The organism is Chryseobacterium sp. GW821-FHT04C04 (genome assembly GCF_059420365.1).
The window spans coordinates 701010-720577 of record NZ_JBWKTO010000001.1 but is presented as its reverse complement, the minus strand read 5'-3'; the positions used below and the strand labels follow the sequence as shown (position 1 = coordinate 720577).

The window sequence follows — 19568 nt, the reverse complement described above, 5'->3', positions numbered from 1 at the left end:
CAAAAATTAATATAAATTTCATTTACATGACTATATTTTTTGTCATTTGTCAATCTAATTAATTTCAAAATCACTTACATTTGTTACTATGATACACGACCAACGCGCAGAAAAATTCAGGCAGATTGTGGAAAATAAGTTCCAGATCTACAATTCATTATTTATGAGCCTGCCTTATGATAAAATGACGAATATCGGGATGCTGCTTCCATTTCTTTATGAAGAAAGCAGAACCGGCTATGAAGCAGGAAAAACCCCTGAAGATATCGTCGAAGAATTTTTTAAAAACCATACTGATCTTCAGAATGAAGAGCAAAAGCTTGAACTGCTTTTCAAAATCATTCAGTATATAGAAAGACAGGTGGTTTTGTTTGACAGTATTGAAGATGCTGCATTTCCCAACCTTCATTCTGAAAGCGACAGCGGTACGGTGACCAATCTTTTTGAACGTTCTTTTCAGGATCATAAAATTGAAAAAGTACGTGAAAAATTGAAGGATTTTAGTATAAAGGTTGTATTTACGGCACACCCCACTCAGTTTTACCCAAGTTCAGTACAAAGAATTATTCAGGATTTGAGAGGAGCTATTACCAGTGATTCTGTCACTCAGATTGATATGCTTCTGCAGCAGCTGGGGAAAACACCTTTTGTTAATAAAGAAAAACCCACTCCTATAGATGAAGCCCTGAGTATTATTTCATACCTGAGATATGTGTATTATGATACCATTGGGGAGCTGTTTACAAAGATCAAAAAGACGTTTGGCAACGGACATTTCCACCTTCATGAAGATATTATCCAGCTTGGTTTCTGGCCTGGAGGAGATCGGGATGGAAATCCTTTTGTAACTGCCGATGTGACAAAAAGAGTAGCAGAAGAACTTCGTTCAGCCATTCTGAAGTCGTATTACAGCCATTTGAAATTCATCAGAAGAAGATTGAGTTTCAGAGGAGTTTCTGAAGTTTTAACCCAATTAAGTGAAGAGCTGTATGCTGCCATTTTTGATGGAAAAAATATTACAGCAGAAGATATTTTAAAGAAAGCTGATGAAGCAGAAAAAATATTGGTGAATGAACACAACTCTTTGTTTCTGGATCTTTTGGCTAATTTCAGAGATCGTGTGATGATCTTTGGAACTCACTTTGCAACGTTGGATATTCGTCAGGACAGCAGGATTCATCAGAAAGTCATTGATGAAGTTTATGCAAAAGTATATGGAAATGAAGAGGCAGATGATGAACAGAAATTCAATCAGCTGATTCAGGTTTCTGAGAAAATAAATACAGAAGGTTTTGAAGATATTGTAAAAGATACCTTATCAACAGTTTCACAGGTTTCGGAAATTCAGAACCTAAACGGGTTGAGAGGAATGAACCGCTATATTATTTCCAATTCTGATGCGGTGAAAGATGTGATGAACGTCTATGCATTCTTTAAGGTTTGCGGGTATAAAGACGAAGAGATCAATATGGATATTGTTCCGCTTTTTGAAACGATGGAAGGTCTTGCCAATGCTGAACATGTGATGAATGAACTGTATCAGAATCCAGTCTATAAAAAGCATCTTGAAAAAAGAGGAAATCAGCAGACCATTATGCTTGGGTTCTCAGATGGAACAAAGGATGGTGGATATTTAAAAGCTAATTGGGAGATCTATAAAGCAAAAGAGCTGCTGACAAAGCTTTCCGAACAGAATAATATTAAAGTTGTATTCTTCGATGGTAGAGGAGGTCCACCAGCCAGAGGAGGAGGAAAAACCCACGACTTTTATGCTTCCCAAGGGAAAACGATTGCCAATAATAAAATTGAACTGACCATCCAGGGACAGACAATTACCAGTATTTTCGGAAATAAAGAACAGGCAAAATACAATTTTGAGCAGTTGCTGACCGCTGGGGTGGAAAATGATGTATTCAAAAATGCAAAGAAAGACCTTACAGAAAAGGAGAGAGCTTTAATTATAGAATTAGCGGATATCAGTTACCAGAAATATTCTGACTTGAAAGCCCATCCTATGTTTGTTCCCTATCTTCAGGAGATGAGTACATTGGAATATTACGGGAAAACCAATATTGGAAGCCGTCCTTCAAAAAGAGGAAATGGAAGTGAGTTGAAATTTGAAGACTTGAGGGCTATACCATTTGTGGGGTCCTGGTCACAATTAAAGCAGAATGTTCCCGGATTCTTCGGCTTTGGATATGCGATGCAGAAGATGAAAGAACAAGGGAGATTTGAAGAAGTAAGAGAACTGTACAAAGGTTCGGATTTCTTTAAAACTTTAGTTTTGAACTCAATGATGAGTATGAACAAGTCCTATTTTCCTTTGACGTATTATATTAAAAGCAATCCTAAGTTCGGTGCTTTCTGGAATGTTCTTTTCGATGAATACGAGCTTTCAAGAGATATTATGCTGGAGCTGACTGGATTTAAGATGCTTCAGGAAGAAGATCCATTATCCAGAAAATCAGTGAAGATCCGTGAAAAGATTGTACTTCCATTGTTGAGTATCCAGCAGTATGCCTTGATGAAGATTCAGAAAGGAGAAGGCGATTTGGAAGCTTATGGGAAGCTGGTGACGCGTTCTTTATTCGGGAATATTAATGCGAGCAGAAACTCGGCTTAAATTATTTAAAAAAACAGGAATATCAATAGAAACGGGCTTTAGCCCGTTTTTTATTATAAACTATTCAGCAGCTATAGCTCATAATTATTAGAACGATAATATTTCTCGCAGATTAAGCAGATCGCGCAAATGTTATGTTATATAGAATTGAATCTGCTGAATCTGTATAATCTGCGAGAAACAAAATTTTTTATTCCTTTAAGAATTTTTCATACAAAACCTTATCCTTTGTCTGAATTTTCAGGTAATACGTTCCTTTTGCAAAATCCTCTACTTTTATAGATTTCTGGTTGTTACTTTTTCTGATTAATCTTCCCAGGTTATCATAGATTTCCAAAGACATGATGTCTTGTTCTGAAGCGATATTTAGAATGTTTTTAACCGGATTGGGGAATATGGATAATTTTTCCTTTTTTACAAGTTCAGAAGTATTCAGAACGATGTTGTACAAACTTCCGAAATTAAGAATACCATATCCTATCTGATCTGAATGAGCAGGATACAGGGAAGCTGTTTGTCTTAATCTTGTCCTTATTTGCTCCCTGTTCATCGTTGGAAATGCCTGGATAAGACACGCCACACCTCCTGCAGCAATGGGGGTAGCAATAGAAGTTCCGTTGACAATAACAGTCGCATTATCATAAACTGTTGTGGTACCGGTACCCTGAGCACTTCCATCAGGTTTCACCACTCCGAGAGAGTTAGGTCCGAAAGAAGAAAATCCCGATGCATTTCCGGCAGAATCTACCGATCCGATAGAAAATACTTTGGCATTATCGGATGGGGTCATAAGATAATGCCATGGCTGCTGTCCTGAATTTCCGGCAGCCGCAAGTACAAAAATTCCTTTTTCAGCAGCGATTTCTGCTCCGCGGGCAATGAAGGAGGTACTTCCATTCATATCTGCATATGTATAATTGTAACGGGTATCATCAAAAACATTATATCCCAGTGATGAGGTAATGATTTCCACCCCTTTTCTGTCTGCTTCTTCAGCCGCCTCAATCCAATATAATTCTTCTTCCGGAATCTCTACGGCAGCATTTTCACTACGGTAAAGATAGAAATCAGCATCAGGAGCTGCTCCTACAAAAATATTATCCAGGTAGCCGCCGATAGCCCCTAAAACAACAGAACCATGTGGACTGAGAGCTGTATTATAAATATCTCCGGTTTTGGTTACAAAATCATAGGACGCTTTTATATGATTGCCTGTCCATAGCCTTGAAAAAGCCGTTCCTGTATTCACTGTCGGAAATCCTGCATCAATTACTGCTATAGAAATTCCCGTTCCGGTATAGCCTGCCAGATGAAGAGGCCGTATATTGACCTGGTCTATTTGTCCTGCACCGGAACCATAGTTAAAATTGGTCAGCGTTTTATTGAGAATAACATCATCTTTCCATTTTACCGGTGCCGTTTTTATTATGGTAGAACTGTTTCTGGCAAAGCTTTCAACAGATGAAACAAAAGATTGGGACTGAAGTAAAGTTTTTTGTGCCGGTGTAGCATTTACCGCCGCCCCGTTGAGCCATTTGGAATAATCTGTAACCGTAAACCCTAAATTTTGAAGGTTCTGAAGGTAAGATTGTTCAATAGGAGCATCCTGATCATTAAGCGAAACACCCAATGCAGTACGTCTGTTGAGCGATTTCTGACTGAGTTCCGAAAGAGGATTAGCATAAAACGCAGCTTTGTTAGGCTTGTCTGTGAAATAAACAAAAACAAGTTCCGTCTGTGCAGATACGTTGAGGTAACCAGTTAGGAAACAAAAGAGTAAAAGTTTTTTCATAAGATTATTTTGTATAAAGATAAAAACAAAATCAATAAAATTTTTGATAGGATTTTAAATTCCTTATTTTTACACAAATATTTATTATATGAAAAAAATTCAGATGGTTGACTTGCAAAGTCAGTATTATAAAATAAAGAACGATGTAGACAATGCAGTTTTGAATGTAATGGATTCTGCAGCATTTATTAACGGTCCTGAAGTAAAGTCTTTCCAGAATGAATTGGAATCTTATTTAGAAGTAAAACATGTGATTCCATGTGCCAATGGTACAGATGCCTTACAGATTGCTCTAATGGCTTTAGATCTGAAAGAAGGAGACGAAATTATTACAGCTGATTTTACCTTTGCTGCAACAGTAGAAGTAATTCACCTGCTTAAATTAAAATCAGTATTGGTAGATGTGGATTATGATACATTCACAATTTCTACAGAACAGATTAAAAAAGCAATTACACCAAGAACAAAAGCGATTATTCCGGTACATATTTTTGGACAGTGTGCCAATATGGAAGAGATTTTAAAAATTGCTGAGGAGCACAACCTATACGTTATCGAAGATAATGCTCAGGCAATTGGTTCAGAATACACATTCTCTGATGGAAGTGTAAAACAAGCAGGAACAATGTCTACGGTAGGAACAACCTCTTTCTTTCCTTCAAAAAATCTGGGATGCTACGGAGATGGTGGTGCTATTTTCACGAACAATGACGAACTGGCTCACCGTTTAAGAGGTATTGTAAACCACGGTATGTACGAAAGATATTACCATGAAGAAGTAGGGGTGAACTCTCGTTTAGACAGTATTCAGGCGGCCGTTTTAAGAAAGAAACTTCCACACCTTGATTCTTATAATGAAGCAAGAAGAAAAGCTGCAGATTTCTATGATGAAGCTTTTGAAGGAAATCCAAATATTCTGACTCCAAAAAGAGCTGAAAATTCTACTCACGTATTCCACCAGTATACTTTAAGGATTTTGAACGGAAAACGTAACGAACTTCAAAAGTTCCTGACAGAAAAAGAAATTCCTGCGATGATCTACTATCCGGTAGCATTAAGAAAGCAGAAAGCATACTATCAGGAAAGTAATGATGCTGATTTTGTGAATACAGACAAGCTTCTGGATCAGGTAATTTCTTTACCTATGCATACCGAACTGGACGAAGAGCAGCTGAAGTATATTACGGATGCAGTGCTTGAGTTTATGAAATAAATTATGCTCCACGAAGAAAGAATATTGAAGCATAAGTTCGCATATTTTTTTGCAATTATTTTTATCCTTTGCTGGATGATATTTTTTGCATATAACATGTTTAATATCTTTTTAAGAGGCTATGGATTAAAAGAAGAGTATAATACATTTAAAATACTTATTTATGTATTATACTTTTTAATACTTCCATTATTAACTGCTACATTTATTTGTATTTTTAGAGAATCAAGAAAGATGTTTTTTTATTTGAATATTTCTCTATTCTTAATGCTTGTTTTTCATGCAGTAATTTTTAATGGTAAATATCAGAAAATAGAAAATCCTACTAATAAATATTTACTTTCTTATGTATTTTTAAATATAATATTTGTTGTTGGCCCAGTTGTATTAATAAATTATTTTAAACATAATCCAACAGGAGACGAAATAGAAAGTATAGGAAAACACAAAGATTAAAAATAAATGGCAATACTTGTTACCGGGGGACTTGGATATATTGGCTCTCACACTGTAGTAGAACTTATCAATAGCGGCTTTGAAGTGGTTATTGTAGATGATTTGTCCAATTCGGAGAGATTTATTTTAAATAATATAGAGGAAATTACAGGAACAAAACCTGCTTTTTATCCTTTTGACTTGAGAAGAAAAGAACTTCTTACTCAGGTTTTTGATGCCTACCAGATTGATGGATGTATCAATTTTGCGGCTTCTAAGGCGGTAGGAGAGAGTCAGGTAAAGCCTGTAGATTATTATGAGAACAATTTGTTTTCATTGATTAATATTCTTCAGGAATTTAAAGAAAGAGGAATCTCCAATTTTATTTTCAGCTCATCTTGTACCGTATATGGACAGGCTGAGGTGATGCCGATTGATGAAAATACTCCGCTAAAAGTGCCCGAAAGCGTGTATGGGAAAACAAAACAGATGGGAGAGCAGATTATTATCGATTTTGCAAAAGCCTATCACCGTAAAATATCGTTATTAAGATATTTTAACCCTATTGGAGCGCATCCTTCTGCTAAACTTGGAGAACTGCCGATAGGAGTTCCGAATAATTTAGTCCCTTATGTGATGCAGACGGCTGCAGGAATGCGCGAGAAACTGAATATTTGGGGTGATGATTATGCTACAGAGGACGGAACACCTGTACGTGATTATATTTATGTTGTTGACCTTGCCAAAGCACATGTTGCAGCATTGAAGAAGTTGATGGAAGACCCGGCAGCAGATGCTGTGATTGATACTTACAACTTGGGAACAGGAAAAGGTTCATCCGTGTTGGAGGTGGTAAAAGCATTTGAAAAAGCGAATCATGTAGAAGTGCCTTATCAAATCTGTGAGAGAAGAGAAGGGGACATTACTGTTGCTTATGCCAATCCTGAGAAAGCTCAGAAAGAGCTGAACTGGAAGTCTGAAACGTCTTTGGAAGAATCCCTAAGGACGGTTTGGGAATGGCAAAAATATCTAAACACCAGAAATTCATAGACCTGGATATTGAGAAATATTCTGTGTCATATGAAAGAATAATTTAAAAACGATCATAAAAACAAATTATAAAAACACCTTCGCTGAATTTTCTATTTAGAATATTGATTTCAGCGAAGCTTTAATTTAACATTAATATGAAGACACAAAGAATAGGTATTACATTTTCCTCATTTGACTTATTGCATGCCGGGCACATCAAAATGCTTGAAGAAGCTAAAACGGTATGTGACTATTTAATCGTAGGACTTCAAATCGATCCATCCCACGATCGTCCCAACAAAAATAAGCCAAGCCAGACTATCGTTGAACGATATATTCAACTGAAAGCGGTGAATGCTGTAGACGAAATTATTCCTTATTATACGGAAGAAGACTTGTTGGATATCCTGAAATCTTTTGTAATTGATGTAAGAATCATCGGAGACGATTACATGGACAGAGATTTTACAGGGAAACAGTACTGCGAAGAAAAAGGAATTGAAATCTTTTACAATAAAAGAGATCACAGATTTTCTACCAGCGACTTAAGAAGAAGAATTTATGAGGCAGAAAAAGAAAAAGATGCCAGAATAGAAACTGTAAAATAAAATAATAAAAAATCCCGAAAAGTAATTTTTCGGGATTTTTGTTGTATTACATTGGGCCGCCTTGTTCTTCGTCTCCTTTTGTATTGGAGTTAATATCTTTTTTGACTTTTGGTTTAGCATCAACCTTTTCACCCTGTTTGAATTTGTAGGTGAAAGACAAAGCAAATTGTCTAGGCTGCCACTGCATCTCCATTTCTCTGGTAAACTGTGCATTATCAGAGAAATTTTTCATCTTTCTTGTATTAAAGATATCTCGGATATTGAATCCGATAATTCCGTTTCCTTTCCAGATTGTCTGGCTTACCCCTAAATCTATACCATACATCGCTTTACGGTTGTTCATAGAAGTTTTCTCAGCAGCTCTATAGAAGCTCTGGATTTGAAAGCTTAAGTTCTTGGTAGGCTTGAAGGTATTGTTAAAACGAATTCTGTAAGAGAAACCTGAACCAGAAAAATCATTGAAGGTTTTCGGATTATCAGGGAATAAGTTGTAGCTCCCTGTATTTTTATACCCGTAAAGATCAGCAGAAAGCATGATTTTCCACCAGTTGAATGGGTCATAAGTTCCGTTAAGATCCAAACCGTAGTTGGTTTCTGTTCCTACGTTAAAAGGAATTGTATTTACAGCTCCTGTCTGATCTATATACTGATATCTGTTTTGCTCATCTTCAGACTTTCTGAAATATAAAGTCGGGTTGAAGGTGATTTTTTTATTCGAAAGGTTATATCCAAGCTCAAACGAGTTTTCATACGTTGGATTAAGGTTAGGATTTCCTCTGAAATAGTTTCTGTCATCATCAAAAGACATGAAAGGAATCAAAGAAAAAGCTCTCGGACGATTGATTCTTCTTGAATAATTTAACAAAATCTGATTGTTCTTCGCCAGATCATAGCTTAAAAATACAGAAGGGAAAAACTTGGTGTAGTTCTTATTGACTTCCGGAGTATTGGCCGGATTTCCGTTTACATCAAAATTCTGGAAGTTGACATCAATTTTTGAAGTTTCACTTCTTAATCCTAACTGATAAGCAAATTTTTCTCCTATTTTACTTTTAAACTGGGCATAAACTCCCAAAATCTTTTCAGAATATACTGTATTACTTGTAAAATCATACCTTGTATATGCAGGCTGTTCATTATTACTTTGATCTACAAAATAATTATAAGTATTTCTGTTATAATCATAACGTGCTCCAGCTTCTAATTTAGATTTTTCACCTATTGGAAGTTCATAATCTATTTTTCCGATGAATGTATCAGTTTTAGAATCTGTGCTTACATTATTAGTAACGTTGCCGTTAGGCTGTAAAATATTTTGAATAAATGTTCTCTGGACAATTTTATTCGTTCCGTCTGTTTTATTCGTCTGGTAACTTGCAGATGCAGATAATAACTGTCCGTTATCTCCAATTTTCTGATCAAGTCCAAAGTCAAACTGAGTGGCCAGGTTTTTATTGTTTCCGTAGCTGTTTCTTTCTCTTAAAACATTACTTACACCAGAGGTAGGGGTAGAATATAATCTTTCGTTATAAGCATTAAGCCCTGTTTGATCGGTATCAAAGCTTCTGATCATTCCTGAGAAGTTGATAGAAGTTTTATCACTGAAATCATGAGTAAAACCTGCTGTAACGTTGTAAGTGTCACTTTCTCTTGTTGTTTTACCATTTTGTTGAGAATACTGTGTAAAAGGGAATGCATCAGAAGCCAGGCTGTTGACATCATCCTTTCTTGTCGTTGTATTCTTCATGGTGCTTTCGTTTTTCTGATAGCCGCCACCACCATTCAGGAACCATGTCCAGTTGCCTTTTCTCCAGTTAAGGTTGGCATTAAGATTGGTTCTTGGAAGATAACCCAAAGTTCCGGTTACAGTACCATTGAATCCCATTTTCTTATCTTTTTTAAGAATGATATTCAGGATACCGGCAGTTCCGCTTGCTTCAAATTTGGAAGAAGGGTTGGTAATTACCTCAATTCTTTCAATCTGATCAGCGGGGATACTTTGCAGTGCATTAGCTCCATCATCTATTCCAAGAAGGGAAGATGGCTTTCCGTTGATCAAAAATTTTACATTGGAATTCCCTCTCATAGAAACCGTTCCATCCGTATCTACAGAGACTGAAGGAACGTTGGTCAAAACATCCTGAAGATTTCCTCCTTTGCTCACAATATCTTGTGAAGGATCATAGGTTTTTTTATCAAGTTCTACTTTATAAGCTTTGGTTGCGGAGGCGGTGATAACAACACCCTGAATTTCTTTTGTTTTCCCGTCAATGGTTGAGGTTGCTTCAGGCTCAATGGACAATGCTCCGATATTGCCTGCTGCTGTAATGTTTTTGCTGATTACACTTTTTTTGTAATCAATAGCCTCTACTGTAATGTCATAATCTCCCGGCATAAGCTGAAGCTTATACTGTCCCTTTTCATCTGTCAGTACGGCATCGCTTAATGACTTGGTCGCTTTATTGCTGAACGTCACAGAGGCATAAGGAACCGGCTGGTTTTTTTTGTTGACAATAGTCCCCGAAACGCCTGCCTTATCCTGTGCAAATGCCAGTGCTGCCGCTGAAAGTACCAGGGTTAGTCCTAAAGTTTTTTTGGTGAAAATATTGACAATTTCTGTCTTATTCTTCATAGGTTATTTTTTTGTATAAAATCGTGAAATAATAACCCTTAATGTTTTTCATATCCATATCAATTTGATATTTAAAACATTATGGTTGTTTATTGTTTTTCTAACTGTATAAATTTTTAGGTGCTTTCTAAGCTTATTTTATATTTTTTGAGTTCAGCCAGTTTTGATAGGCCTTTGCATTCACAGCATGCTCTTCAGCGCTTGCTGTAAACTTATGGTACCCAAACCTTGCCGGATCAGCACACATAAATATATAATTGTTGTTTTCCGCATTTAAAACAGCATCTATTGAATTCTTATCCACTACACAAATCGGTCCCGGAGGAATACCTGCATTAGCGTAAGTGTTATAAGCTGATGGTGTAGACAAATGCTTATATAAAACTCTTTTAATAGATTCTTTAAAATTAGTCTGCTTATTGATCGCATAGATCACCGTAGGATCAGACTGAAGTTTCATGCCTTTTCTGTAACGGTTTAAATACAATCCTGCAATTGTTTTCATTTCATCTTTCTTTCCTCCGGATTCCTTATACACAATAGAAGCCAGAGCATAGATCTGATCTCTTGTAAGACCGGATTGCTGTTCCTTATTTTTTCTTTCGCTTGTCCAGAAATCATGATACTGATTCTCAAACTTTGCGAAGAATTCTCTCGGACTTACTGTCCAGAAGAATTTATAAGTATCAATGAAAAAATATTTTTTTAAATCTTCAACATTTTTATAGCCTTTCTCCTGTGCCACAGCATCCAGATCATTAACAAAATGTAATGAATCAATTTCTGTTTTTTTGGTCACCTTGCCGATCATTTGGTACATATCTCCAAAATCTCCGATTCTGTAAGAATTTGCTGTTTGATTACCCGCTTTAATCATATTCACAAGGTTTTTGTTTCCTGTTCCGCTTTCGATGTGATAACGCCCGGCTTTAAAATTGGCATCAAGACCTTTCTCTTTAGCCACAGCTTCAAAAGATTCTCTATCTTTAATATAAGGAGCAATAGAGTCGAGGATCTGTTTAAAGCCTGCTCTATGAGGAATCAGAACGTAACCGTCCTTTTCTACGTTGTTCCCTAAATATTTATTATAAAATCTCAAACCAAAAAATCCTGCAGCTACAAAAACCAGCAGAATGATAATGAGAATAGCTTTTTTCATTCTTATTCAATGTTGATTAAAAGTTTTTTGTTTTTAAAGAAGATCTATTTTACCTCTAAAAACTTGCTTTGCAGGACCTTCCAGCCAAATATTCTGGAATGCATCACCGCTTTTTTCAGCATATACTTTAAGATTTCCACCTAAAGTTTTAACTTTTACAGAGGTTAGATTATGTTTTTGTAGAAAAGTTAAAGCAGAAGCTGTAACTCCTGTTCCACAACTGTAAGTTTCGTTCTCAACGCCTCGTTCATAGGTTCTTACAAAAATTTCATGATCAGAAATTTTTTCTACAAAGTTGACATTGATTCCTTTTTCTTTATAATTTTTAGAATTTCTGATGCCATATCCTTCGTCATAAACAGGATAATCCTTCAGGTTGTCTACATATTTTACATAATGGGGAGATCCGGTGTTCAGAACAAAGTCATTTCCATCATGTGAAACAGTATCTACGTTGATCATTTTCAATTTAATGATTCCGTTATGGATTTCCGCTTCATGTTCCCCGTCAGTAGCAATGAATTTACACTTATCTTCAAAAATGTCCAGGAAAAAAGCAAATGCCACAAGACATCTCCCGCCGTTTCCACACATGGTACTTTCTCCTCCGTCAGAATTGTAGTATACCATTTTGAAATCATAGCCAGGATCATTTTCCAACAGAATAAGACCATCAGCTCCTATTCCGAAACGTCTGTCACATAATTTTTCAATACTCTCCTTATCTTTAGTAAATTGCAGATCACGGTTGTCTACCATTACAAAATCATTCCCTGTTCCCTGATATTTATAAAATTCCATATTTTCTTGTTAAATGAAGAAGCAAAATTAATATATTTAAAATGAAAAACGAACAGTGTTAGCTGTTCGTTTCCTTATTTATAATCGTTTTATCTAAAGCCGCCTCCGCTGCTCTGTTGTCTGGTTGAACCACTGCTGCCACTGCTTTGGCTGCCTGAGCTGTTTCTGAATCCGCCACCGGAAGATTCTGATCTGGTGCTGCTTTCAGAATTTCTGAATCCACTGTTATTTTGGCTTCCCTGAGTATTCTGAGTACCGCTGCTTTGATTTCTAAATCCACCACTGTTCTGGTTTCTGAATCCGTTGTTTTGGCTATTCTGATTTCCCTGGTTGTTCTGATAACCGCTGTTTTGGTTTCTGAATCCGCCATTGTTGTTTCTGTTGCTATTATTATTGAAACCTCCGCCATTATTGTATGAACCGTTGCTATTGGTCGTACGTGTATTCTGGAATCCATTCTGAGGTCTTGAAGAAGCAGTAGATCTTCTTTCTACGTAGACTTTTCTTCTGGAGTTATTATAATTATCATAATAATAAGGCATACCGTTATCATAGTAGTAATTAACGTTGTTTCTGTAATAATAGCCATCATTACCGTAATACCCGCCAGTTCCGTAATATCCGGAAGGAGCATAGTAATATCCGTTGTTATAATAGGGATCACCATATCCATAACCACCATTATTGCTTCCGTATCCATCGGTATATGCTAAACAAGATGTTAAACTAGTAATAGCAAAAATACTGAATGCTATTTTTAATAAATTTTTCATGACTTTATTGTACTTTTTTTTCTTTAAAACTTTTTTTCCAATTAAGGTATCCTAAGATAGCCATTATAGTAAATACCAAATATTGAACCGAAGTGATCCCAAGTCCCTTAAAAATCATCATAGGGATGCAAATAAGATCTCCAATAATCCAGAAAATCCAGTTCTCAATGCGCTGTTTGGCCATAAACCACATTCCTACTAAAAATATTGAAGTGGTAAAAACATCCATCCAATTGGCCCAGTCCAGATGATACAATCCTAAACTGGCTCCCTCCATAGAAAACTGATTATCAATATAAGGTTTGTAATAATAAATAAGAGTAACCAGTGCCAGGCTCAGGATAAAAAGAAGAGTGGCATAGATCCATTCCTTTTTAGTGGCCCAGGTAACCTCCACGTGAACATTGTCTTCGGAATTTTTTGCCCATAAAATCCATCCGTAGACACTCATCACAGAATAATATACATTGATCAGGCAGTCTCCCAATAACCCGAAATTAAAAAGAATGTAAACATAGATCAGTGTAGAAATAATTCCGGTGGGATATACCCAGATATTTTTTTTAATCGAAAAATACACACTCAAGGTTCCGAAAATTGCCCCCGCAGCTTCCAGTATAATCTGTAAAGCATCGTAGTTTTCATAGGGCTTTACGAAAAGATCATAGACATTCATGTTATCAAAAATAAAGAAAATTTAAGACTTATTAAAATACTTTGAATGAGGTGCTGGTCAGGTTTTTAAAGTTTTTAATGTAAAATAAATGATGAATTTTTAACGATTAACGTGAGAGTCTCTAAATTTTTTATATTTTCGTAAATCCTTAATAAATAAAAAAACATGTCGAAAATTTGGGTTAAAAAGCCACTAAGTGCCTATGAGGCAGATATGAAGAAAAGTGAGCTGAAGAAAGTCCTTGGAAAATGGAGTTTAACAGCAATTGGAGTGGGTGCTATCATCGGTGGTGGAATCTTTGTTCTTACGGGAACGGGAGCCTATTATCATGCAGGACCTGCACTTGCAATTTCCTTTATCATAGCAGGTATTGCCTGCGTTTTTGCTGCATTATGCTATGCAGAGTTTGCATCCATTATCCCTGTAGAAGGTTCAGCTTATGCATATGCATACGGAACAGTAGGGGAAATTTTTGCATGGGCCATGGGATGGTGTCTCATCCTCGAGTATGCGATGGCGAGTATGGCTGTTTCCGTGAGTTGGTCCGGATATTTCAACAAATTTTTGAAAATTTTTAATATTCATTTACCTGCTTATCTGACGTCAGATCCTGCAAGTTATACAGGAGATGGTTTTTCTATGAACCTGCCTGCCTTTATTCTTGTTCTTTTGATTACCGCATTATTGGTAAAAGGAACTAAAGAAGCTGCGGGAGCTAATAATCTGATCGTTTTGATGAAAACTTCAGCTGTTATCTTTGTAATTATTGCAGGAGTATATATTATTTTCTCTAATACTGATCTTTATAACGCTGTAGATGGTGTTAAAAACTGGAAGCCTTTTATTCCGGATCCGGTAAAGATTAAAAACTCTGAAGGAGATCTGGTCTCTGCTTATGGTGTTAAAGGAATTATTTCCGGAGCTGCAGCTATTTTCTTTGCCTATATTGGTTTTGATGCTGTTTCTACACAGGCAGGAGAGGCTATTAATCCTAAAAAAGATGTTCCTTTTGCGATTATTGCTTCATTATTGGTGTGTACAGCTTTATATATCTGTGTTTCTCTTGTATTGACAGGGATGATGCATTATACAGACTTTAATCCGGAAGGAAAATATCCTGATGCGATAAAAGCCCCTGTAGCGTATGCTTTCGAAATTGCAGGCAAGCACTGGGCGAGTAATGTGGTAACCATCGCTGCTACTGTAGGATTAATTTCAGTAGTAATGGTAATGATGATGGGACAGTCAAGAATCTTCATTGGAATGGCGAAAGACGGATTGATTCCTAAATTCTTTGGTCAGCTTCACCCAAAAACAAAAACACCTTACAAAGGAATTATTTTGTTAGGAATTGTAGTCGCTTTGATCGCTGCATTTACACCGATTTCTACATTGGCAGATATGACAAGTTTTGGAACCCTGTTTGCATTTACACTGGTTTGTATTGCAGTTTGGGTGATGAGAAAAAAAGAACCTAACTTGATCAGACCTTTCAAAGTTCCAGCGTATAAAGTAGTAGTAGCACTGGGAGTATTTATCAATATTTATTTGATTTTTAACTTAAGTGCTCATGCATTGGAACTTTCTGCTGTATGGTTGTTTTTAGGTGGTTTGGTATACTTCCTTTATGGAAAATCAAACAGTAAGCTTAACAATCCTGAAAAATATCAGAACCAAGATTAATAATAATATAAACCGCTTCGGCGGTTTTTTTTGTCTTAAAATAGTATATGAAAAAGATTTTTTCCATTTTATTTCTGTCCGCAGGACTTACAGCATTTTCCCAACAGGTGGAAAGCCTGCAAACAATTCTTACTGAGAAAATCAGTATCAGAGCACTGGAACTGTATGATCATAAAGTCTGGTACAGTGGTACAGACTCCAAATTCGGTTTTGTAGATCTCAAAGATTATAAAAATCAAAAGCAGATAAAACTATCCGAAGACCAGCTTCAGTTCAGAACATTAGCTCAGGACAAAACTTCTTTTTATGCCATCAATATTGAAAGTCCTGCCCGTTTTTTTAAAATTGATAAAAAAGATCTGAAATCACAGGTTGTTTTTAAAGACACTGCAAAAACAGCCTTTTATGATGCTTTGCACTTTGTGAATGATAAGCTTGCTTACACTTTTAGCGATGCAGATAAAGACCATCTGCTGAAAATGGCTGTGTATAAAGAGGGAAAATGGAGCATGTTTACAAACAATGTATCATTGAATGAGGGTGAAGCAGCCTTTGCAGCCAGTAACACCAATATTACGTCAACTAAAAAATATCTGTGGATTGCAACAGGAGGAAAAGCGTCAAGAATCTTAAGAATGAATCTGAAAGATGAAAAAATTGAAGCTTTCAATACACCATTTGTACAGGGAGAATCTTCTCAGGGAATGTATTCTATTGATTTTTATGATGACAATTTCGGGATTGCAGCAGGAGGAGATTATACCAAACAGGATGCTAATGTCAATAATATGGCCACCACCCATGATGGAGGTAAAACCTGGGAGATTCAAGCTTCCGGAGAGAATGCAGGATATACAACCTGTGTGAAAATAAAACCTGGAACGAAAGGGAAAGAGATTATTGCAGTGGGAGACAAACACATCAGCTATTCCTCAGATTTTGGAAAGACCTGGAAGAAAATCTCTGATGAAAAAGGCTTCTTTGTCTGCCAATGGATAGATAGTAACCGTGTGGTTCTTGCAGGAAATGGCAAGATTGCTGTCATGAAATTAAAATTTTAAATATAAGTCATAGAATTTATCACTATTTGTCAAAAGCCTGATCATACGTATTTAGACTCATTATAAAATAGAACCTAATATAATTCATAGGTTAAAATTCATAACTAATAGTTAATTTTGTAAGATGAAATTTTTGTTATGTTAAATTTCATACCCGTATAAAATTTTAATTTTCAAAATGAACTCTTTAATAGATAAGTATAATATTCCCGGACCACGTTACACTTCTTATCCTACTGTTCCTTATTGGGAGGATTCATCATTTTCACCGGAGAAATGGAAGGAAAGCGTAATCAGGTCATTTCATGAGAGTAATGCTGAGGAGGGGATTTCTATTTATATCCATTTACCTTTCTGCGAGGCGTTGTGTACGTTTTGTGCTTGTCATAAGCGTATTACCAAGCAACATAGTGTTGAAATACCTTACCTGGAAAGTGTGTTGAAAGAATGGAAACTGTATCTTGATCTTTTCAGAGAAAGACCTAAACTGAAAGAATTACACCTGGGAGGGGGTACACCTACGTTTTTTTCTCCTGAGAATCTAAGAACATTATTGGAAGGAATCTTTTCAACTGTAGACATTGCAGAGCACCCAGAGTTTTCTTTCGAGGGTCACCCGAACAATACGACGAAGGAACATCTTCACACTTTATATGATCTTGGCTTCAGAAGAGTAAGCTTTGGCGTTCAGGATTACGATCCTAAAGTACAAAAAGCGATCAATAGAATTCAACCCTTTGAAAATGTGAAAAACGTGACAGAATGGGCGAAGGAAATTGGGTACAGAGGAATAAGTCATGATCTTGTTTTCGGATTGCCACACCAGAATTGGGAGGCAATGGAGCATACGATCAGAAAAACAATGGAGCTGAAACCCGACAGGCTGGCTTTCTATTCTTATGCACATGTGCCATGGGTGAAAGGAGTGGGACAGAGAGGTTTTGATGAAAATGACCTGCCAAGCGGGGAAGAAAAGCGCCGTTTGTATGAAGATGGCAAAAAACTGCTTCAGGATCTGGGCTATATTGAGGTAGGAATGGATCACTTCTCTCTTGAGCACGATGATCTGTATCAATCTCTGATCCATAAAAAGCTTCACAGAAACTTTATGGGATATACTTCCAGCAATACCCAGCTGATGGTGGGACTTGGGATGTCTGCTATTTCAGATTCCTGGTATGCGTTTGCTCAAAATGTAAAAACGGTGGAAGAGTATCAGAAAATGGTTGAAGAGGGTGAAATTCCTGTTGTGAAAGGACACGTTTTGAATGAAGAGGACCTGATTGTAAGAAGACATATCCTGAACCTTATGTGTCAGCTTGAAACCACCTTCGATGTTAACAATTCTTTCCCGGAGCTTGATAACGCATTAGAAATGCTGAAAGAGATGGAAAATGACGGATTGGTTGAGATCAACGGAAAAGAAATTAAAATTACAGAAGCAGGAAGAGCCTTTACAAGAAATGTTGCTATGGTTTTTGACCTGAGAATGTTGAGAAATAAACCGGAAACGAGGATTTTCTCGATGACAATATAAAACAAAAGCGGTTCAGATTTGAACCGCTTTTTTATTGGCTTTAAAATTTTAGTTGAAGTACTCATATAATGACATTTATAATGAAATTGTTGTCATGCTGAGCACAATCGAAGCATCTTCTACGAGTAGGTTGCTTTATTTAATAATTAATTTCTGGCTATAGGATTTCAGATTTCCAGATTTTAGATTGATAAAATAAACTCCGGCAGGGATTCCGGAAATATCAATACTTTTGCTATTACTGATCTGATCTTTTTCCAATACGACTCTTCCTTCAGCACTGATGATTTCCAACGTTGCTTTTTTATCTTTAATTCCATCAATGAAAAGTTGTTTTGAAGCAGGATTCGGGTACACTTTGATACTGCCTAAAGTATTTTCCTGAGTGCTTAAAGTACCTGTAGATATTTTAAAAATTTTTCCACTGGTTACTGCTGCTACATATAATTCTTTTTGATAGTCTTCTCCAAAAGTAGAAAAGTTATTTCCGGAAGAAGGAGAGGTCCATGTTATCGCATTATTGGTATCCAGAATTCCGATTTGGGTAGAACAGTAATCTGCGAAGAAATATTTCCCCTGAAGTGATGGATATTGGGTTCCTCTATAAACATAACCACCGGTGATGGAACATTTTCCTCCGGAATGATCATATACGGCAATAGGGAAGGTCATTGTAGACTGTGCGGCACATCCTGTTGTATTGTAGGCGTTATTCCCTTCATAGCAGCGCCAGCCGTAGTTTAATCCAGCCGTAGTAATAGGCATTTTGTTGATTTCTTCTATGGCTCCCTGTCCCACGTCAGCGATCATAGCATTTCCTGTGGTAAGGTCAAAAGAAAATTTCCAGCCGTTTCGTAGACCATACGCCCATATTTCGTCAGCACCGTCCACGCCGGCTCCCGCAAAAGGGTTATCTGGAGGAATGTTGTAGGGACCGGTAGCATCCACATCAATTCTTAGCATTTTCCCCAGTAGTACATTTTTATTCTGGGCATTATTATTCGGGTCTCCGCCACTTCCTCCGTCTCCGGTGATGATCCAGAGTTTTCCGTCAGGGGCAAAATGAATGCTTCCTCCATTGTGATTGTCGAATGGCTTGGGAATGTTCAGCAGGATTTTTTCGGAAGCGGGATCGGCTACGTTTGGATCTGCTGAACTTACACTGTACCTGGCAACGATAATATTTCCCGAAGGATTGTTATAATACACAAAAAAATACCCATTGGCAGAGTATTGCGGGTGAAATGCCAGCCCCAAAAGACCTCTTTCACCACCAAAAATAATTTTTGAAGCGATATTCAGAAAATTAGTTGCGTTAATTGTCCCGTTGGGTTGAATAATTTTAATGATACCATTCTGCTGTACAACAAAAAGCCGGCTGTCATTGGCGTTCGTGATCTCTACAGGACTGGTTAATCCTGTGACAAATTCATCCAAATTAATGCTTTGAGAATTAACGATTAAGGAAGAAAAAATGCTGAGGGTAAAAAGTAGTTTTTTCATAATATTTTGATATTTAGTGTGTTGAAAATATGAATGAAAA

At 36.7% G+C, this 19568-nt stretch carries 15 protein-coding genes; 8 read left to right on the top strand and 7 right to left on the bottom strand.

The window, feature by feature from the left end; genetic code table 11:
- The first annotated feature begins 88 nt into the window (after positions 1 to 88).
- Positions 89 to 2623, top strand: coding sequence for a phosphoenolpyruvate carboxylase (locus AC07UM_RS03295; RefSeq protein ID WP_494682495.1), 2535 nt, complete (start codon positions 89 to 91; stop codon positions 2621 to 2623).
- A gap of 190 nt (positions 2624 to 2813) precedes the next feature.
- Here AC07UM_RS03295 and AC07UM_RS03290 read toward each other — a convergent pair whose 3' ends face one another.
- A complete protein-coding gene (locus AC07UM_RS03290; protein WP_494682496.1) occupies positions 2814 to 4415 on the bottom strand; it encodes a S8/S53 family peptidase in 1602 nt (533 codons plus the stop codon).
- 88 nt (positions 4416 to 4503) lie between these two features.
- Here AC07UM_RS03290 and AC07UM_RS03285 point away from each other — a divergent pair, with 88 nt between their 5' ends.
- The 4 genes from AC07UM_RS03285 (at position 4504) to AC07UM_RS03270 (ending at position 7703) form a co-directional block, all read left to right on the top strand.
- Positions 4504 to 5628 carry a DegT/DnrJ/EryC1/StrS family aminotransferase gene (locus AC07UM_RS03285; protein WP_494682497.1) on the top strand — a complete coding sequence of 375 codons (1125 nt, stop codon included), beginning with the start codon at positions 4504 to 4506 and terminating at the stop codon, positions 5626 to 5628.
- Positions 5629 to 5631: 3 nt separating this feature from the next.
- Positions 5632 to 6084 carry a hypothetical protein gene (locus tag AC07UM_RS03280; RefSeq protein WP_494682498.1) on the top strand — a complete coding sequence of 151 codons (453 nt, stop codon included), beginning with the start codon at positions 5632 to 5634 and terminating at the stop codon, positions 6082 to 6084.
- 6 nt (positions 6085 to 6090) lie between these two features.
- Positions 6091 to 7113, top strand: coding sequence for a UDP-glucose 4-epimerase GalE (gene galE / locus AC07UM_RS03275; RefSeq protein ID WP_494682499.1), 1023 nt, complete (start codon positions 6091 to 6093; stop codon positions 7111 to 7113).
- Positions 7114 to 7250: 137 nt separating this feature from the next.
- A complete protein-coding gene (locus tag AC07UM_RS03270) occupies positions 7251 to 7703 on the top strand; it encodes an adenylyltransferase/cytidyltransferase family protein (protein WP_124536150.1) in 453 nt (150 codons plus the stop codon).
- Positions 7704 to 7749: 46 nt separating this feature from the next.
- On the opposite strand, the gene AC07UM_RS03265 is transcribed toward AC07UM_RS03270, so the two are convergent.
- From AC07UM_RS03265 to pnuC, 5 genes are all read right to left on the bottom strand, one after another.
- A complete protein-coding gene (locus AC07UM_RS03265) occupies positions 7750 to 10335 on the bottom strand; it encodes a TonB-dependent receptor domain-containing protein (protein WP_494682500.1) in 2586 nt (861 codons plus the stop codon).
- Between the two features lie 133 nt (positions 10336 to 10468).
- Positions 10469 to 11494, bottom strand: coding sequence for an endolytic transglycosylase MltG (gene mltG / locus AC07UM_RS03260; RefSeq protein ID WP_494682501.1), 1026 nt, complete (start codon positions 11492 to 11494; stop codon positions 10469 to 10471).
- A gap of 33 nt (positions 11495 to 11527) precedes the next feature.
- On the bottom strand, positions 11528 to 12295 hold the full coding sequence (gene dapF / locus AC07UM_RS03255) for a diaminopimelate epimerase (RefSeq protein ID WP_124536144.1): 768 nt from the start codon (positions 12293 to 12295) through the stop codon (positions 11528 to 11530).
- Between the two features lie 89 nt (positions 12296 to 12384).
- Positions 12385 to 13068, bottom strand: coding sequence for a hypothetical protein (locus AC07UM_RS03250; protein ID WP_494682502.1), 684 nt, complete (start codon positions 13066 to 13068; stop codon positions 12385 to 12387).
- Between the two features lie 4 nt (positions 13069 to 13072).
- Positions 13073 to 13744, bottom strand: a complete 672-nt coding sequence (gene pnuC, locus AC07UM_RS03245) for a nicotinamide riboside transporter PnuC (protein WP_494682503.1) — start codon at positions 13742 to 13744, stop codon at positions 13073 to 13075.
- A 165-nt stretch (positions 13745 to 13909) separates the two neighbouring features.
- Here pnuC and AC07UM_RS03240 point away from each other — a divergent pair, with 165 nt between their 5' ends.
- The 3 genes from AC07UM_RS03240 to hemN all read left to right on the top strand — a co-directional run bounded on the left by AC07UM_RS03240 (position 13910) and on the right by hemN (position 18025).
- Positions 13910 to 15427, top strand: coding sequence for an amino acid permease (locus AC07UM_RS03240; RefSeq protein WP_494682504.1), 1518 nt, complete (start codon positions 13910 to 13912; stop codon positions 15425 to 15427).
- Positions 15428 to 15474: 47 nt separating this feature from the next.
- On the top strand, positions 15475 to 16488 hold the full coding sequence (locus tag AC07UM_RS03235; RefSeq protein ID WP_494682505.1) for a WD40/YVTN/BNR-like repeat-containing protein: 1014 nt from the start codon (positions 15475 to 15477) through the stop codon (positions 16486 to 16488).
- Between the two features lie 178 nt (positions 16489 to 16666).
- Positions 16667 to 18025, top strand: coding sequence for an oxygen-independent coproporphyrinogen III oxidase (hemN, locus tag AC07UM_RS03230; RefSeq protein WP_494682506.1), 1359 nt, complete (start codon positions 16667 to 16669; stop codon positions 18023 to 18025).
- A 135-nt stretch (positions 18026 to 18160) separates the two neighbouring features.
- Here the strand turns inward: hemN and AC07UM_RS03225 are convergent, their stop codons facing one another.
- Positions 18161 to 19528 (bottom strand): PQQ-dependent sugar dehydrogenase, encoded by a 1368-nt coding sequence (locus AC07UM_RS03225; protein ID WP_494682507.1) that lies wholly within the window; start codon positions 19526 to 19528, stop codon positions 18161 to 18163.
- Positions 19529 to 19568: the final 40 nt, after the last annotated feature.

Coding starts and splice junctions, on each gene's coding strand:
- AC07UM_RS03295 (WP_494682495.1), top strand. CDS start 89: ATGATACACGACCAACGCGCAGAAAAATTCAGGCAGATTGTGGAAAAT.
- AC07UM_RS03290 (WP_494682496.1), bottom strand. CDS start 4,415: ATGAAAAAACTTTTACTCTTTTGTTTCCTAACTGGTTACCTCAACGTA.
- AC07UM_RS03285 (WP_494682497.1), top strand. CDS start 4,504: ATGAAAAAAATTCAGATGGTTGACTTGCAAAGTCAGTATTATAAAATA.
- AC07UM_RS03280 (WP_494682498.1), top strand. CDS start 5,632: ATGCTCCACGAAGAAAGAATATTGAAGCATAAGTTCGCATATTTTTTT.
- galE (WP_494682499.1), top strand. CDS start 6,091: ATGGCAATACTTGTTACCGGGGGACTTGGATATATTGGCTCTCACACT.
- AC07UM_RS03270 (WP_124536150.1), top strand. CDS start 7,251: ATGAAGACACAAAGAATAGGTATTACATTTTCCTCATTTGACTTATTG.
- AC07UM_RS03265 (WP_494682500.1), bottom strand. CDS start 10,335: ATGAAGAATAAGACAGAAATTGTCAATATTTTCACCAAAAAAACTTTA.
- mltG (WP_494682501.1), bottom strand. CDS start 11,494: ATGAAAAAAGCTATTCTCATTATCATTCTGCTGGTTTTTGTAGCTGCA.
- dapF (WP_124536144.1), bottom strand. CDS start 12,295: ATGGAATTTTATAAATATCAGGGAACAGGGAATGATTTTGTAATGGTA.
- AC07UM_RS03250 (WP_494682502.1), bottom strand. CDS start 13,068: ATGAAAAATTTATTAAAAATAGCATTCAGTATTTTTGCTATTACTAGT.
- pnuC (WP_494682503.1), bottom strand. CDS start 13,744: ATGAATGTCTATGATCTTTTCGTAAAGCCCTATGAAAACTACGATGCT.
- AC07UM_RS03240 (WP_494682504.1), top strand. CDS start 13,910: ATGTCGAAAATTTGGGTTAAAAAGCCACTAAGTGCCTATGAGGCAGAT.
- AC07UM_RS03235 (WP_494682505.1), top strand. CDS start 15,475: ATGAAAAAGATTTTTTCCATTTTATTTCTGTCCGCAGGACTTACAGCA.
- hemN (WP_494682506.1), top strand. CDS start 16,667: ATGAACTCTTTAATAGATAAGTATAATATTCCCGGACCACGTTACACT.
- AC07UM_RS03225 (WP_494682507.1), bottom strand. CDS start 19,528: ATGAAAAAACTACTTTTTACCCTCAGCATTTTTTCTTCCTTAATCGTT.